Source organism: Kitasatospora sp. NPDC088134, from assembly GCF_044741705.1.
Taxonomy (GTDB): Bacteria; Actinomycetota; Actinomycetes; order Streptomycetales; family Streptomycetaceae; genus Kitasatospora.
In genome coordinates, this window is record NZ_JBIUTD010000025.1 from 1 (window position 1) to 12,159 (window position 12,159).

Sequence of the window (12,159 nt, forward strand, 5' to 3'; positions counted from 1 at the left end):
TGATCAATATCGCGGACACGGACCCGGTCGCCACGAGATCCTGGAATCGAGTCCGTGCCGCAGCGATCAAATCCGGACAGTTGGGGGGAATCCCCGATCGAACGCCCTCTGAGAGCCGATGTGAGAACAGGACCCGGGACCCGGGCGCTCAGAGCTCGGTCAGCGGCACCGCCGGATCGGCCAGCCGCTCCGGGTCCACCGGCCGCCCGGCCCGGACCAGCGCGCGGATCGGGTCGGTGACGTCCCAGACGTTGACGTTCATGCCGGCCAGCACCCGGCCGCCGGCCAGCCAGAACGCGATGAACTCCCGCCCGGCGACGTCGCCGCGGAACACCACCCGGTCGTAGCCGCCGGGCTCGGCGTAGCCGGTGGACTCCATGCCCAGGTCGTACTGGTCAGTCGAGTGGACACCCCGGTACATCGCCTGACGTGCGGGGATTCCCGAGCGACCGGAGACTGTGGCCATGGCCGAGGCCGTCCAAGAAGAAGTCGATCTCTACCTGCGGAAGTCCAAGAAGGTCCGCGCGGAGGACCCGCGCGACCTGCTGTCGGTGCAGACACAGGAGGAGTTGGGCCGGGCCTGGGCCGACAAGCACGGCAAGAGGGTCCGCAAGGTCTGGGTGGACAACCTGTCGGCGTGGTCAGACGTGAAGCGGCCCGAGTTCGACAGAGCCGTGTCGGACGTACTGGCCGGTGAGGTCCCGATCCTGTGGTGCGCGTTCCTGGACCGCTTCACCCGCAAGGGCGCGGATGAGATCGTGCCCATCCTGGGCAAGGCCCGCGTGATCTTCGACTACGAGGGCCTGGACAGCTCGATCGAGCGGGACCGCCGGTGGATCATCGACCGGGCCGAGCAGGCCCGGGAGTTCTCTCAGCGCCTCAGCTTCAACCTGCGCTCCACCAAGGCCACCCAGCGCAAGGCGGGCAAGTGGCTGGGCAAGGTGCCGTACGGCTTCGACCTGGACGGCCCCGACACGCGGAAGCTGGTCAACAGCGCCGACACCTGGCGGTACGTGCTGCACGTCTTCGAGAGCCTGGCGCTCGGCGTGCCCGCCCGGATGCTGGTCCGCGCCCTCAACTCAGGCCCCCGGCCGATCCCTTCGCCGGGCGGCGGGGAGTGGCAGGCGTCCACCATCTCCAAGATGGTGTGGCACCCCGTCTACGAGGGGTGGCAAGTGATGGTCGCCCAAGGAGCCACCACCGGTGAGGACGCGGTGTTCCGCCACCCGGAGACGGGGGAGCGCGTCAGTGTGCTCGCCCCCGGCGCGGAGCCGGTCCCGCCCGACATCGTGCGCAAGGCCCGTGCCGCGATGCGTGGCCACATGCGCTACGAGACGCAGCCGAGCAGCCAGAAGTACCACCTGCTGACCGATCTCGCGCGTTGCGCTGGGTGCCGTGGCGCGGCCTCCGGTGGCAGGAGCCACGTGTGTGCCCGCCATGCTGCCGGGAAGTCCTGCCCGGCCCCGGTGAGCGTGAAGCGGACAACCCTGGAGCAGTACGTCACCCTTGCGTGGTTCTCCCGGGTCAACTCCGGGGACGCGGAGGACGAACTCCTGTGGATCGCGGCGGACCGCTACGCGGGCCTACAGGACCCGGCGGGGGCCGAGGCGCTGGCGGAGGCCCTGGCCGCCGAGAAGGTCGCCCGAGCGCGCGTGCAGCGCATTGCCGAGCATCAGGCGGCTGGCATGTACGACCCGCCATTCGATGTCCACCTGCCCCGCCTCCAGGCCGAGGCCCGCGCGGCACTCCAGATGGCCACCGAGCAGGTGGCGGCGTGCTCATCCAACAGGTTGGACATCGGATGGCTGTTGGACCATGAGCAGACCGAGGAGGCATGGGAGGCGGCGGACCTACCGCTGCGGCGGGATCTGCTGCGCCTGGCCATCCGACGGGTGGTGGTGGCCAAGGGCGTGCGAGGTCAGAACGGCCTCAGTCCGGACCGGGTGGAGATCCACTGGCTTGACCAGCCGGACCCGTGGATAGCGGCACCGGGACAACTCGCTGCCTGATGCAGTGCCTCTGGCCCCGTCGTGTGCTGCTCGGCGGGGCCTCGCCGCGCCTGCGCGCTGCTGCGGCATCGTCCGGGGAAGGTAAAAAACACACCCCCGAGCCAAACTCCCTTTACATGTAAAGAGAGTTACCAGAGGGGGGACGTTTTTCGCCCCGCTAGCTTGTTACCCGCCGCAGCTATACACAGGTAGAAGCAAGGGCCTGACGGCTCGCCAGCTTCGCGCGTCACGGCACCGGCGCAGTTCTGATCGCGGCCTTCGCCGGTCGAGCGGGCACCGTGCCGGGTGCTGCTCCCGGCGGAGGCCGTTTCTTCGTATCAGCCTGTCGTGGCCTTCCAGTTCCCTCCCGCTGTGATTCTTCCGGCAGGAGGGAGGCGCGCCGCCGAGCGGTCTCCCCGGGTTCTCTCTCCTGCCCGTGGTCGAGCGTTCCTCGGCGGTGCGCCCCTCTCGTTCCCGACCGGCCGACAGGCCGCTTTCCCCTCCGGCGGGCTTGCCGGTCTCTCTCATTTCCCGTTCGGCCTGCACGGGTGCAGGCGTGATCTCTGGAGTCCTCTGTGTTCGATTCGGTTCGCATGCGCGATCGGCGCAAGCGCTTGGGGCTGACGCTTGCTCAGCTCGCGGTGCCGCTCGGTGTCCACGAGACGACCGTGGGCCGCTGGGAGGGCGGTGCGGTGGAGCCGTCGGTGTCGCGGGTGGTGGCGTTGGCCGCCGCGCTGCGGGTGCCGTTCGAGGCGTTGCTCAAGCCTGTTCCCGCGCCCGTGCGACGGGTGTACTCCGCTGCCGAGGCCGTGCGCCGTCGGCAGCTCGGTGCCGACCGCGAGCAGGTCGGAAGGGCTTCCCGGCCGTTCCCGTACGCGGGTACCACTGCGGTTTGCGGGGTGGCGGCATGAGTGCCGTCGCGCGGGCCGTGGAGGCCGCTTCCGCCGCACAGCCCACCCCGCCGGTCGGACGCCTGGCCAAGGCAGCCTCCGAGCCTGTGGAGGCTGCCCAGGGGCCCTCCGGGGACTCGTCCGATGCTTCTGCCGACCGGCCCGGGGTGACGCCCACCGAGCTGGAGAACTGGCAACTTCGTGCGGCGCTGGCCCACGGCATCCCGGCCGACCACGCGCAGCGTCTCACCGGCGGCTCGCCGGCCGAGGTGATGGCCGACGCGGAGAGCTTCGCCCGAACCATCCGGGACGCCAGGGGGCCGGTTCTGCGAACCCGTCCGACGCCGGTTATGGGCGGAGGGGCGGGCCTGCCCGTCGGCGAGTTCAGTGCGGCCCGGTTCGCCGCCGCCATCCTCAAGCGCCGGTACGGCGCGTGAATCCCTCCTCCCAACACCCCTACTCAGAAAGGCCATTGAATGGCTAACACGTTCGGTGCCGAAAGCCCCGTCGCGGCGGTGGGCGTCGCGCTGCTCAAGCAACTCGGCGTCCTCGCCCCGCTGGTCTACCGCGACGCGGAGAAGGATTTCGGGGGCCGCTCCGGCACCACGGTCTCCATCCCCGTGCCGCACGCGATCCCGGCCGCCGACTTCGACGGTGTGAACAAGTTCTCCGCCGCCGGTGAGGACCTGGTGGAACTCAAGATCACCGCTTCGCCGTACAGCGCGGTGCCGATCACCGACGAGGAGAACACGTTCACGCTGATGAACTACGCGACTCAGGTTCTCGCCCCGCAGGTTGACGGTGTGGCGCGGGCGCTGGAGGCGGTGGTGGCGAAGCCGATGAACGCTCTCATCGCTGCGGTGAAGGACACCGACACCGCGCAGGTCATCGACCCCGCACGAGCGTTGGACTTCGTGGCCGATGCCTCGGTGATGCTGGATCAGCGGGACGTTCCGGACGAAGGTCGGTACCTGGTGATCGCACCGGAGATCAAGGCGTTCTTTCTCAAGGACGAGGGGCTGCGGCAGGCCGACAAGGCCGGTGGCACCGACGGACTGCGCCGAGGCCAGATCGCGGACGTGCACGGCTTCAAGGTCATCGCGTCCAATCAGATCAAGGGCGGCGCGGTGGCGTTCGTCCGGGAGGCGTTCGCGCTGGCGGTCCGGGCACCCCGGGCGATGGAGGGCGCGGCCTGGTCGCAGGCCGAGGTGCAGGACGGCTACGCGCTGACGGTGACAAGGGACTTCGACCTGTCCAGCCATTCGGATGTGTCGCTGGTGAAGTCGTTCGGTGGCGCGAAGTTGGTGGATGCCAGCCGAGCCGTTGCCTTCAAGTTGAAGGCTTTCTGACGCATCGCCGGGCACCTGAGCAGCGCCCGGTCAACCGATGAACGACTCAGCGCCTTCCGGGGGTGGGGGGTACCTCCCTCCGCGAAGGCTTCCGCTGCACCACGTCAAAGCGAGGAAAACCATGCGTGCGCCCACCGGTTCCACTTCCCAAGTGAGTAGCGAGGTACCACATTGAGTAGCCGTCAGTTGGCTTCGGCGGACCTGCTCACCGCCTGGTCGGAGGCGTTCGACCTGACTCCCGAGGCGTTGCACGCCGTCGGGCTGGCAGGCGAACACCTGGACGCCGCAGAGGCGCTGGACATGCAGGTGGAGCGGGACGGCCTGATGGTGCCCGGCGACCGGGGCGGAATGAAGCTGCACCCGGCCGTTGCCGAGGCCCGCCACCAGCGCTCCGCCGCTGTCGCGGTGCTGCGCGCGATGGTGCCTCCGCCACCCGATGAGGCCGAGGCCGAGCGGCTGTCCAAGTCCTCGCAGGCCCAGCGCGCCGCCCGTGCGCGTTGGAGCCGGGGGTGATCCGGCGGGCCAGTCGGCGGGCCCTGTCGGTGTCACGGGACCCGGCCGTGGATGTCGAGCGCGCGGCCGAGATCCACGAGGACTGCGCGCTGTACAACCGGCTGCGGGGCCGCGATGACGAGCCGGTGAGATGCCCCTGCGGATGTCTGGCTGTCGATCAGTCGGCTTCCGCCGGCAGTGAGCGCGGCGGTCCGTCATCTTCCGGTTACTGAGTGACAGATCGGCCTGCCCGCAGCATGCTTGGTGCCCTGACTGATCCGAGGGGAGAAGTACATGGCGCGGCGCTTGCGCGTGATCGGCAGCACCTCCGGGGTGGGGGACTGTCCGACGCTGTACGAGGACGTGGACAGCGGCGAGGTGTTGGTGCAGGGTGACGCGGTGACGGACCCGCAGGACGTGGCACAGCTCAAGCACATCAAGGACGGCGAGGCGTTCGTGGTGGTGCCCCGCGAACTGCTGGTGAACTTCGCGCCGAGAGAGGCCGTTCACGTGCCCGAGTTCGTGCCGCAGCAGAAGATCACCGAGTTCATCAACGACGGTTTCGAGCACACCGCTTGGCGGCTGGAGACCCGGACCGGATACCTGTCCGACAAGCAGATGCCGTCGTACGCGGAGTTCCTGGCTACCGGCGACACCGCCGGGGAGGTCGGGCACCCGTGGTTCGACAACGTGCGCCGCATGGTCGGCAAGGGCAAGCGGTTCGAGCGGGTGCGCCTGGTGGACAACCCGCCGACCGAGGGCCAGCGCTACCTCCTGGCATGCGCGCGGACGAACGTCGCGGCGGGTGAGGACATCCGCTGCATGTGGCGGTCGGACGCCGAAGCGGCTGGCCTCGCCGGGCTGTCGGACTTCTGGCTGTTCGACTCCCGGACCGTGGCGCGGTTCCACTTCGAGGGCGAGCGCACGGTGGGCATGGAGCTGATCACGGACCCGCTGGAGGTGCTGCGGGCCTGCCAGGCGCGGGACGCCGCGTGGCACCACGCCAAGCCGTACGCCGAGTTCCTGACTGAGGTACCGTCCGCCATGTGAGCACGGACTTTCAGCAGGCCAGGGCGGCGCTCGGGGCCCGTATGCGGGAGCTTCGGGAGTCGTGCGCGCAACCCAACGGCCGCAAGCTGTCCGGCCGGGCGCTCGCCGCCCGGCTGGGCTGGCCACAGTCGAAGGTCAGCAAGCTGGAGAACGGCCGCCAGTTGCCCACCATGGCGGACGTGCGGGCCTGGGCGGAGGCGGTGGGACGCCCGGAGGCCGTGGCCGAACTGACCGGCCGCCTGCGGACCGTGGAGACGCAGTACCGGTCGTACCGGCGGCAACTCGCCGGAGGTGCCGTTCCGGTGCAGGAGGCGCACGCCGCGCAGGGCGCGCGGACGCGGGTGCGCCGGTCGTTCGACCTGACGTTGGTCCCGGGCCTGTTGCAGACGGCCGGGTACGCCTGGGCGGTGCTGGAGCGGTTCCGGACGATCCACCCGTCCATCCGGGACGTGGGCGCTGCCGTGGACAAGCGGATGGAGCGGCAGAGCGTCCTCCGGGAACGTGACCGGTCCTTCCACTTCCTGCTCTGGGAAGGCGCGTTGGTGTCGCGGCTGGCATCCGACGCCGTGATGCTCGATCAGCTCGAATGCCTGGTGCAGTGGCTCGTGCAGCCCCATGTGCGTCTCGGGATCGTCCCGTTCGACGCGGCGTTGGAGGTGCCCGCCATGGTCGGGTTCAGCATCCACGACGACACCTTGGTGATCACGGAGTCCTACCACGCCGAGATGTGGTTGGACGATCCGGCGGACGTGGCGATCCACCGCCGGGCGTGGGACGCGCTGGAGGCATCCGCGCTGTACGGGGCGGACGCCCATCGGGTGATCGTCCGGGCTGCTCTGCGCTTCCGCGAGAATCATTGAGAATCACTCGGCTTCCGGGCAACTGGCCGGTTCTAGCTTCCTACTGACGGGATTTCACCGCAGGTAGGGAGCGTGAGCAGGATGCCGACCCAGCAGCGCCCGCGAGGCCGCGCGACGAGGGCCGAGATGGCCAGGATCTTGGCCGACTACACGTCCGCCAGGGCGACCCGGGAGGCCACCCGCTACCCCCTGCCCGCCGGCTGCCCGTGCGCGTACCCGCCCTGCGTGGCACAGCGCAAGTGGCTGGACGAACGCTTCGGGGGCGAGTGACGGTGTTCGAACTCGAAGACCCCGCCCCCGAGTCGGAGCCGGACGGCGCCACTGACGGCACGTCGGCGGAGCCCGAGGACTCGCCCACCATGGCGCGGTTGCGCCCCGAGGTGCGCCGGATCAACGGGCGGTCGGAGTGGTTGTGACCGCGATAGCGCGCAACGAGCCCCCGCGCCGCCGACGCTGCGACGTGCGACGGCCCCCGACCCGGAGAAACCCCGTGGGCCAACTCGACTACCGCCGCCCCGAGGCCGAGCAGGGACCGCCCTGGGCCACCCCCACCAGCACGGAGGAGAGCAGCGTGCCGCACGACCCCGACCGATCGCAGGTCGGCTTGTTCGACAGCGAGGGCGACGGACACCCGCCCCCGGAGCACTTCATGCCGAAGCACACCGTGTGCACCCCCGTCGTCCCGCAGCACCAGGACGGCAGCCTGTTGCCCGACGCCTCGGAGGTGGAAGAGTGAGCGAGACGACCATCAAGCGGTTCCGCAACTACACCGTGGGCCACGACCAGTCGAAGCCCACCAGCGCCGTGGCGGGATGTGACTGGAGGTCCGAGGACGGCACGAGGGCGTGCGACTGGGTGAGCGGCTACCCGGCCGACGTTCCGGAACTGAACCTCCGAATCGGGCGGCACTGCGCTGCCACGGGGCACCAGGACTTCCGGCAGACGGTCTCCCATGCCGTCAGCGTCACCCCCGGCAAGTGGGTGGGTGAGCTGTGAGGGGCCGCTACAGCAAGGGCGCGGGGCAGTCCAACCACCCGCACGAAGCGACCTACGCCACGACGCCGCAGCCCACCGCCGGAGAACTGCGCGACCGGGCCGCCGGGCACGCGCACGACGCCGGGCAGCCCGGTGCCGACACCCACGCCCTGATCGGCGACGCCAACCGGGCCAATACGCAGGCGGCGCACCGGGAGCGGACCGACACGACGAGCCGTACGGACCCGCACGGCGTCCGGGATGCCTCGGACGTGCTCCGCAACCGCTAGCGCCCCCTGGCGGTCCGCCAAGCGCCCCGCCAGCGTCGGGGAAGGGTCATCCCGGGGCAGCGCTGGCGGGGGCCCGACCCGGCCCCGTGCCGTAGACCTGCGTCCGGCACGGGGCCGGACACCACCCGCGAGGAGCGATGGACGCACGCGAGCGCCTGCGGGCGGAGTTGGCCGGGCTGGACCCGGAGGAGTTCGAGCGCCGGGCGGCGCTGCTCCGGTCCGGGGACGCCGGGCTGACGGAGGCGGACGGCATGCACCTGCTGTACGTGATCGCGGCCCTCCGGCGGGAGCTGGGCCACCCGGAGCCGAGGGCCCACGCGGCGGCGTACTGGGCCGGTGTCGGACTGCTCGCCGCCCTGGTGGCCCTGCTGCTGCTCGGCCCGTCCCTCCCGGCGCGCTGACGGGGGCCTGCCTGGATCAGACCTCGGTCAGTGGCACGTCGAGGTCCACCAGCCGCTCGGCATCCACCGGACGACCGGAACGGACCAGTTCCCGGATCGGGTCGGTGACGTCCCAGACGTTCATGTTCATCCCGGCCAGTACCCGGCCGCCCTTCAACCAGAACGCCACGAACTCGTTGGCCTCCACGTCGCCCCGGAACACCACCCGGTCGTAGTCGCCGGGCTCCACGTAGCCCGTGTACTCCATGCTCAGCTTGTCCCGGGAGGGCACGTCCTCGTTAGGATACCGGGGTGTCCACTCGGCATCGGTGAAGAAGTACGGGACGCGGTCGTACACGGCGTCCTTGCCGAGCATCGCGGCCGCCGCCACGGCCGGCTGGTGCAGCGCGTTCGCCCAGTGCTCGACCCGGATCGGCTTGCCGAACAGCGGATGGAAAGCGTTTGCCACATCGCCCGCCGCGTACACGTCGGGGTGCGAGGTGGCCAGGTGCTGGTCGGTGCGGACGCCGTTGTCGACGGTCAGCCCGGCCCGCTCGGCGAGCGCCGTGTTCGGACTGATCCCGACGCCGACCAGCAGCACGTCCGCGGGCACCGTGGCGCCGTCGCCCAGCCGGACCCCGTCCGCCCGCAGCTCCTCGACCCGGACGCCCAGGCGCAGGTCGACGCCGTGCGCGCGGTGCAGGTCGGCGAAGACCCGGGCCGCCTCCGGGCCGAGGACGCGCAGCAGCGGCAGCTCGGCGGCCTCCAGCACCGTCACCTCCGCCCCGGCGGTGCGGGCCGCGGCCGCCGCCTCCAGGCCGATCCAGCCCGCGCCGACGATCACCACCCGGGCGCCGGGGCGGAACGCCGCCCGCAGCCCGTCGCTGTCGCCGATCCGGCGCAGGGTCCGCACGAAGTCGCCGTCCCCGCCCGGCACCGGCAGCCGCCGGGGCGAGGAACCCGTGGTCAGCAGCAGCTTGGAGAACGGGAGCCGGTCGCCGTCGGCGAGGGTGACGGTGTGCCCGACCGGGTCGATCGCGGTGGCCGCCGTGCCGGACCGCAGGGCGACCTCGTGCTGCTCGTACCAGTCCGCCGGGTGGACGAACAGCTTCTCCCGCTCCTCCGTCCCCAGCAGGTACCCCTTGGAGAGCGGCGGCCGCTCGTACGGCCGCTCCGCCTCGTCGCCGACCAGGGTGACCGGCCCCCGGTAGCCCTCCGTCCGCAGTGCCTCCGCCGCCTTCGCCCCGGCCAGGCCCGCTCCCACGATCACGATCCCGCTGTCCATGCCCGCTCTCCTTCCGGCATCCGCGTCACTCCGTGCACCTCCCGACGATGGCACCGGCACCCCTCCGAACGGGGGACCCCGCGCCGGTCGCCGCCCGGGTCCGGCCGGGATTCGCCCGCGAGGCGGACCACGTTCCGGGCGGGTCGCCGCCCTAGGCTGGGACGGGCCCGGACCTTCCCGGCCGGGGGAGCGGCGAAGGGAGCCCGCAGGATGCTGGAGCGAACGGCCACGGTGCGTTGCGTGCCCGCGGTGCCGTGCTGGGTCGGCCTGACGACCCGTGACCTGGCGGTCGCGCAGGACTTCTACGGGCCGCTGCTGGGCTGGGAGTTCCGGCCGGGGCCGGACCGCTGGGGCCGGTACGCGCGCGCGGTGGTGGACGGCGTCGAGATCGCCGGGCTGGGCGAGCCGGACGCCGGCTGGGAGCGCCCCGTCGCCTGGACCACCTACTTCGGCATCGAGAGCGCCGACCGGGCCGCCGACGGCGTCCGGGAGCGCGGCGGCACCCTCGCCGTCGGCCCGCTGGCCTTCGACGCGGGCCGGATCGCGCTCGCCGCCGACCCGTTCGGCGCCACCTTCGGCATCTGGGAGGGCGAGGTCGGCGCGGAGACCTGGATGTCCGAGCCCGGCGCGCCGGTGTGGATCGAGTTGCGCACCGCCGACCCGTTCGCCGCCGCGCTGTTCTACGGCGAGGTGTTCCGCTGGGACGGCCGCGACCCCCGGCACTTCGAGGTCCGCTACGAGCACGAGCGGGTGGTGCTGCGCTCCGAGGGCCGCAGCGTCGCCGGGCTGCGCACCGCCAAGGACCTCGCGCCGCACTGGGAGGTGTTCTTCTCGGTGGCCGACGCCGACGCGGCCGCCCGGCGGGCCGCCGCGCTCGGCGGCCGGGTGCTGGACGGCGTGGTCGAGTCCCCGTACGGGCGGGTGGCCCGGCTGGAGGACGCCGAGGGCGGGCACTTCTCGATCCTCGGCCCGAGTTCCTGACTGCCGGTCAACTTGCTTGTTGGGCAAGGGTTTCAGGCGTCGTAGGGGGTGCCGCCGAAGGTTGGGGCGGCGGCCCGGGCGGGCGCGAACAGCCGGTGCATGGCCTCGGGCAGCTCCGCGCAGTGGCGGATCGGGCGGTGGAACTCGAAGCGGGCGTCCAGCGCGGTGCCGGGGTCGGCGCCGAGCAGGCGCAGCCGCAGGCCGCGCCGGTCCAGGGCGACCGGGCGGACCTCGCGCAGCCGGTCGGTGGCGGCGTTCCAGCCGGGCGGGCCGGCCGGGCGGTCCAGCGCCTGCGCGCCGAGCACCAGCAGCTGGTCGGCGTGCGCCTCGGCGAGGTGCTGGAGCAGCCCGGCCTCCTCGCCGGCCACCGGGTCGGACGCGGCGGCGGCCACCTCGTCCGGGGCGACGCAGCACTCGGAGCCCCACAGGTCCTCCAGCGCCAGGTGGTCGAGGTCGAGGCGGAGCAGCACGCCCTCGCCGTGCGCCGGGCCGCGCCCATGGGCGAACAGCCCGGCCGGGTCCTCGCCGGGGGAGCGGGAGAGCAGCCCCTGGGCCTGCAGGCGGCCGCGGATGCGGTGCGGCATCGCCACGGGCGCCACGTCCACGCAGTCGAGCTCGGCGGTGAGCGGGCCGCGGGCCAGCGCGGTGATCCGGTGCAGCGCCGACTCCCGGCCGACCAGGACCGCCACCGAGCCGTCCGGCCGCAGCGCGCAGGCCACCTGCGGGGGCAGGCCGGGGCGGGCGGTGAGGTCGGCGCCGCGGACGTCCAGGACGGCCGAGGAGGCGAACTCCAGCAGGGTGCGGGCGCGTTCGGCGGCGGTCGGGGCGGGCGAGCGGCGGGCGGGCTGGGGCAGCACGGACAGCCTCCTTCGGAATTAGGTAAGGCTAACCTAATCTCGAAGGAGGCCCGTCGTCCAGCGGGCGCGGCGGGTCCCGGTCAGCCGTCCGTCGCGGCCGCCGGGGCGCCCAGCATGCGCAGCACCAACTGCCCGTAGCGGCGGCCCAGTTCCTCCGGCGACTCGCTGCTGCGGTCGGTGTACCAGCGCGACACGTCGATGCCCAGCGAGGTGACGGCGCGGGCCGCGGTGCGCCGGTCGGGTACCTGGAAGACGCCCACCGCGACGCCCGCGGAGATGATCCGCAGCACCGTCTCCTCGATCCTGATCCGCAGCTCGGCGACGGCCGCGAAGTCCTCCTCGGGCAGCGCGTGCAGCTCGTGGTTGACGATCCGGCCGACCGTGTGGCCGCGGGCGTGCCAGGCGGTGAAGGACTCCGCCAGGGCGCGCATCTGCTCCACCGGGTCGGTCGAGGCGTCCTCGGCCCGCTCCACCAGCTCCAGCGTGGCGCGGTGCCCGGTGCGGGAGATCTCGGCGAGCAGCGCGGCCTTCGACGGGTAGTGGATGTACAGCGCGGCGGGGCTCATGCCGGCGGCGGTGGCGATGTCCCGGGTGGTGGTGGCGTGGTAGCCGCGGCGGGCGAAGGAGTCCACGGCGGCCAGCAGCAGTCGCCGGGCGGCCTCGGTGCGCTCCCCGGGCCAGAGTGCGGCGGTCGCGGGGTCGGTCATGGGGCAATCCTCGCAGACGGTTCGGCGCGGCCCGGCGGGGTCGGTGCGGTGGCGG

17 protein-coding genes and 1 pseudogene are annotated in these 12,159 nt (G+C 72.2%); 14 read left to right on the plus strand and 4 right to left on the minus strand.

Translation table 11 applies throughout. From position 1 onward, the window contains the following. Positions 1 to 148 precede the first annotated feature (148 nt). Positions 149 to 400, minus strand: a pseudogene (locus tag ACIOHG_RS29410) (oxidoreductase C-terminal domain-containing protein); the annotation flags it as partial. A 64-nt stretch (positions 401 to 464) separates the two neighbouring features. Between ACIOHG_RS29410 and ACIOHG_RS29415 the strand changes: the two are divergent. From ACIOHG_RS29415 to ACIOHG_RS29475, 13 genes are all read left to right on the plus strand, one after another. Beyond that, positions 465 to 2,009 carry a recombinase family protein gene (locus tag ACIOHG_RS29415; protein WP_400954968.1) on the plus strand — a complete coding sequence of 515 codons (1,545 nt, stop codon included), beginning with the start codon at positions 465 to 467 and terminating at the stop codon, positions 2,007 to 2,009. A gap of 554 nt (positions 2,010 to 2,563) precedes the next feature. Further along, positions 2,564 to 2,899 (plus strand): helix-turn-helix domain-containing protein, encoded by a 336-nt coding sequence (locus tag ACIOHG_RS29420; protein ID WP_400954970.1) that lies wholly within the window; start codon positions 2,564 to 2,566, stop codon positions 2,897 to 2,899. Further along, a complete protein-coding gene (locus tag ACIOHG_RS29425) occupies positions 2,896 to 3,315 on the plus strand; it encodes a hypothetical protein (RefSeq protein WP_400954972.1) in 420 nt (139 codons plus the stop codon). The genes ACIOHG_RS29420 and ACIOHG_RS29425 overlap by 4 nt, the downstream gene beginning before the upstream one ends. Before the next feature lie 39 nt (positions 3,316 to 3,354). Beyond that, positions 3,355 to 4,227: a P22 phage major capsid protein family protein gene (locus ACIOHG_RS29430; RefSeq protein WP_400954974.1), complete on the plus strand. Its 873-nt coding sequence runs from the start codon at positions 3,355 to 3,357 to the stop codon at positions 4,225 to 4,227. 171 nt (positions 4,228 to 4,398) lie between these two features. Next, positions 4,399 to 4,740, plus strand: a complete 342-nt coding sequence (locus tag ACIOHG_RS29435) for a hypothetical protein (RefSeq protein ID WP_400954977.1) — start codon at positions 4,399 to 4,401, stop codon at positions 4,738 to 4,740. A gap of 273 nt (positions 4,741 to 5,013) precedes the next feature. Next, entirely contained in the window at positions 5,014 to 5,769 is a 756-nt protein-coding gene (locus ACIOHG_RS29440) for a DUF6879 family protein (protein ID WP_400954978.1), read from the plus strand. After that, positions 5,766 to 6,629, plus strand: coding sequence for a helix-turn-helix domain-containing protein (locus tag ACIOHG_RS29445; RefSeq protein ID WP_400954980.1), 864 nt, complete (start codon positions 5,766 to 5,768; stop codon positions 6,627 to 6,629). The genes ACIOHG_RS29440 and ACIOHG_RS29445 overlap by 4 nt, the downstream gene beginning before the upstream one ends. A gap of 126 nt (positions 6,630 to 6,755) precedes the next feature. Then, entirely contained in the window at positions 6,756 to 6,899 is a 144-nt protein-coding gene (locus ACIOHG_RS29450) for a hypothetical protein (protein ID WP_400954983.1), read from the plus strand. Positions 6,900 to 6,901: 2 nt separating this feature from the next. Further along, positions 6,902 to 7,045 carry a hypothetical protein gene (locus ACIOHG_RS29455; protein WP_400954985.1) on the plus strand — a complete coding sequence of 48 codons (144 nt, stop codon included), beginning with the start codon at positions 6,902 to 6,904 and terminating at the stop codon, positions 7,043 to 7,045. A 74-nt stretch (positions 7,046 to 7,119) separates the two neighbouring features. Further along, entirely contained in the window at positions 7,120 to 7,365 is a 246-nt protein-coding gene (locus tag ACIOHG_RS29460) for a hypothetical protein (RefSeq protein ID WP_400954986.1), read from the plus strand. After that, positions 7,362 to 7,625 carry a hypothetical protein gene (locus ACIOHG_RS29465; RefSeq protein ID WP_400954988.1) on the plus strand — a complete coding sequence of 88 codons (264 nt, stop codon included), beginning with the start codon at positions 7,362 to 7,364 and terminating at the stop codon, positions 7,623 to 7,625. The genes ACIOHG_RS29460 and ACIOHG_RS29465 overlap by 4 nt, the downstream gene beginning before the upstream one ends. Continuing rightward, complete coding sequence (locus tag ACIOHG_RS29470; protein ID WP_400954989.1) at positions 7,622 to 7,894, plus strand: hypothetical protein; 273 nt, start codon at positions 7,622 to 7,624, stop codon at positions 7,892 to 7,894. The genes ACIOHG_RS29465 and ACIOHG_RS29470 overlap by 4 nt, the downstream gene beginning before the upstream one ends. 137 nt (positions 7,895 to 8,031) lie before the next feature. Next, positions 8,032 to 8,295, plus strand: a complete 264-nt coding sequence (locus ACIOHG_RS29475) for a hypothetical protein (protein ID WP_400954991.1) — start codon at positions 8,032 to 8,034, stop codon at positions 8,293 to 8,295. 16 nt (positions 8,296 to 8,311) lie between these two features. On the opposite strand, the gene ACIOHG_RS29480 is transcribed toward ACIOHG_RS29475, so the two are convergent. Then, a complete protein-coding gene (locus ACIOHG_RS29480; RefSeq protein ID WP_400954993.1) occupies positions 8,312 to 9,559 on the minus strand; it encodes an NAD(P)/FAD-dependent oxidoreductase in 1,248 nt (415 codons plus the stop codon). A gap of 210 nt (positions 9,560 to 9,769) precedes the next feature. On the opposite strand from ACIOHG_RS29480, the gene ACIOHG_RS29485 reads away from it, so the two are divergent. Continuing rightward, the gene (locus tag ACIOHG_RS29485) at positions 9,770 to 10,540 is read left to right on the plus strand and encodes a VOC family protein (RefSeq protein WP_400954995.1); all 771 of its coding nucleotides are present in this window, start codon (positions 9,770 to 9,772) and stop codon (positions 10,538 to 10,540) included. A gap of 32 nt (positions 10,541 to 10,572) precedes the next feature. Here the strand turns inward: ACIOHG_RS29485 and ACIOHG_RS29490 are convergent, their stop codons facing one another. Continuing rightward, a complete protein-coding gene (locus tag ACIOHG_RS29490) occupies positions 10,573 to 11,397 on the minus strand; it encodes a DUF2470 domain-containing protein (RefSeq protein WP_400954997.1) in 825 nt (274 codons plus the stop codon). A gap of 80 nt (positions 11,398 to 11,477) precedes the next feature. Beyond that, complete coding sequence (locus ACIOHG_RS29495; RefSeq protein WP_400955000.1) at positions 11,478 to 12,104, minus strand: TetR/AcrR family transcriptional regulator; 627 nt, start codon at positions 12,102 to 12,104, stop codon at positions 11,478 to 11,480. Positions 12,105 to 12,159: the final 55 nt, after the last annotated feature.

Excerpts from the sequence above, each read along its gene's own strand:
- ACIOHG_RS29415 (WP_400954968.1), top strand. The coding sequence starts at position 465 with ATGGCCGAGGCCGTCCAAGAAGAAGTCGATCTCTACCTGCGGAAGTCC.
- ACIOHG_RS29425 (WP_400954972.1), top strand. The coding sequence starts at position 2,896 with ATGAGTGCCGTCGCGCGGGCCGTGGAGGCCGCTTCCGCCGCACAGCCC.
- ACIOHG_RS29430 (WP_400954974.1), top strand. The coding sequence starts at position 3,355 with ATGGCTAACACGTTCGGTGCCGAAAGCCCCGTCGCGGCGGTGGGCGTC.
- ACIOHG_RS29440 (WP_400954978.1), top strand. The coding sequence starts at position 5,014 with ATGGCGCGGCGCTTGCGCGTGATCGGCAGCACCTCCGGGGTGGGGGAC.
- ACIOHG_RS29450 (WP_400954983.1), top strand. The coding sequence starts at position 6,756 with ATGGCCAGGATCTTGGCCGACTACACGTCCGCCAGGGCGACCCGGGAG.
- ACIOHG_RS29475 (WP_400954991.1), top strand. The coding sequence starts at position 8,032 with ATGGACGCACGCGAGCGCCTGCGGGCGGAGTTGGCCGGGCTGGACCCG.
- ACIOHG_RS29480 (WP_400954993.1), bottom strand. The coding sequence starts at position 9,559 with ATGGACAGCGGGATCGTGATCGTGGGAGCGGGCCTGGCCGGGGCGAAG.
- ACIOHG_RS29485 (WP_400954995.1), top strand. The coding sequence starts at position 9,770 with ATGCTGGAGCGAACGGCCACGGTGCGTTGCGTGCCCGCGGTGCCGTGC.
- ACIOHG_RS29495 (WP_400955000.1), bottom strand. The coding sequence starts at position 12,104 with ATGACCGACCCCGCGACCGCCGCACTCTGGCCCGGGGAGCGCACCGAG.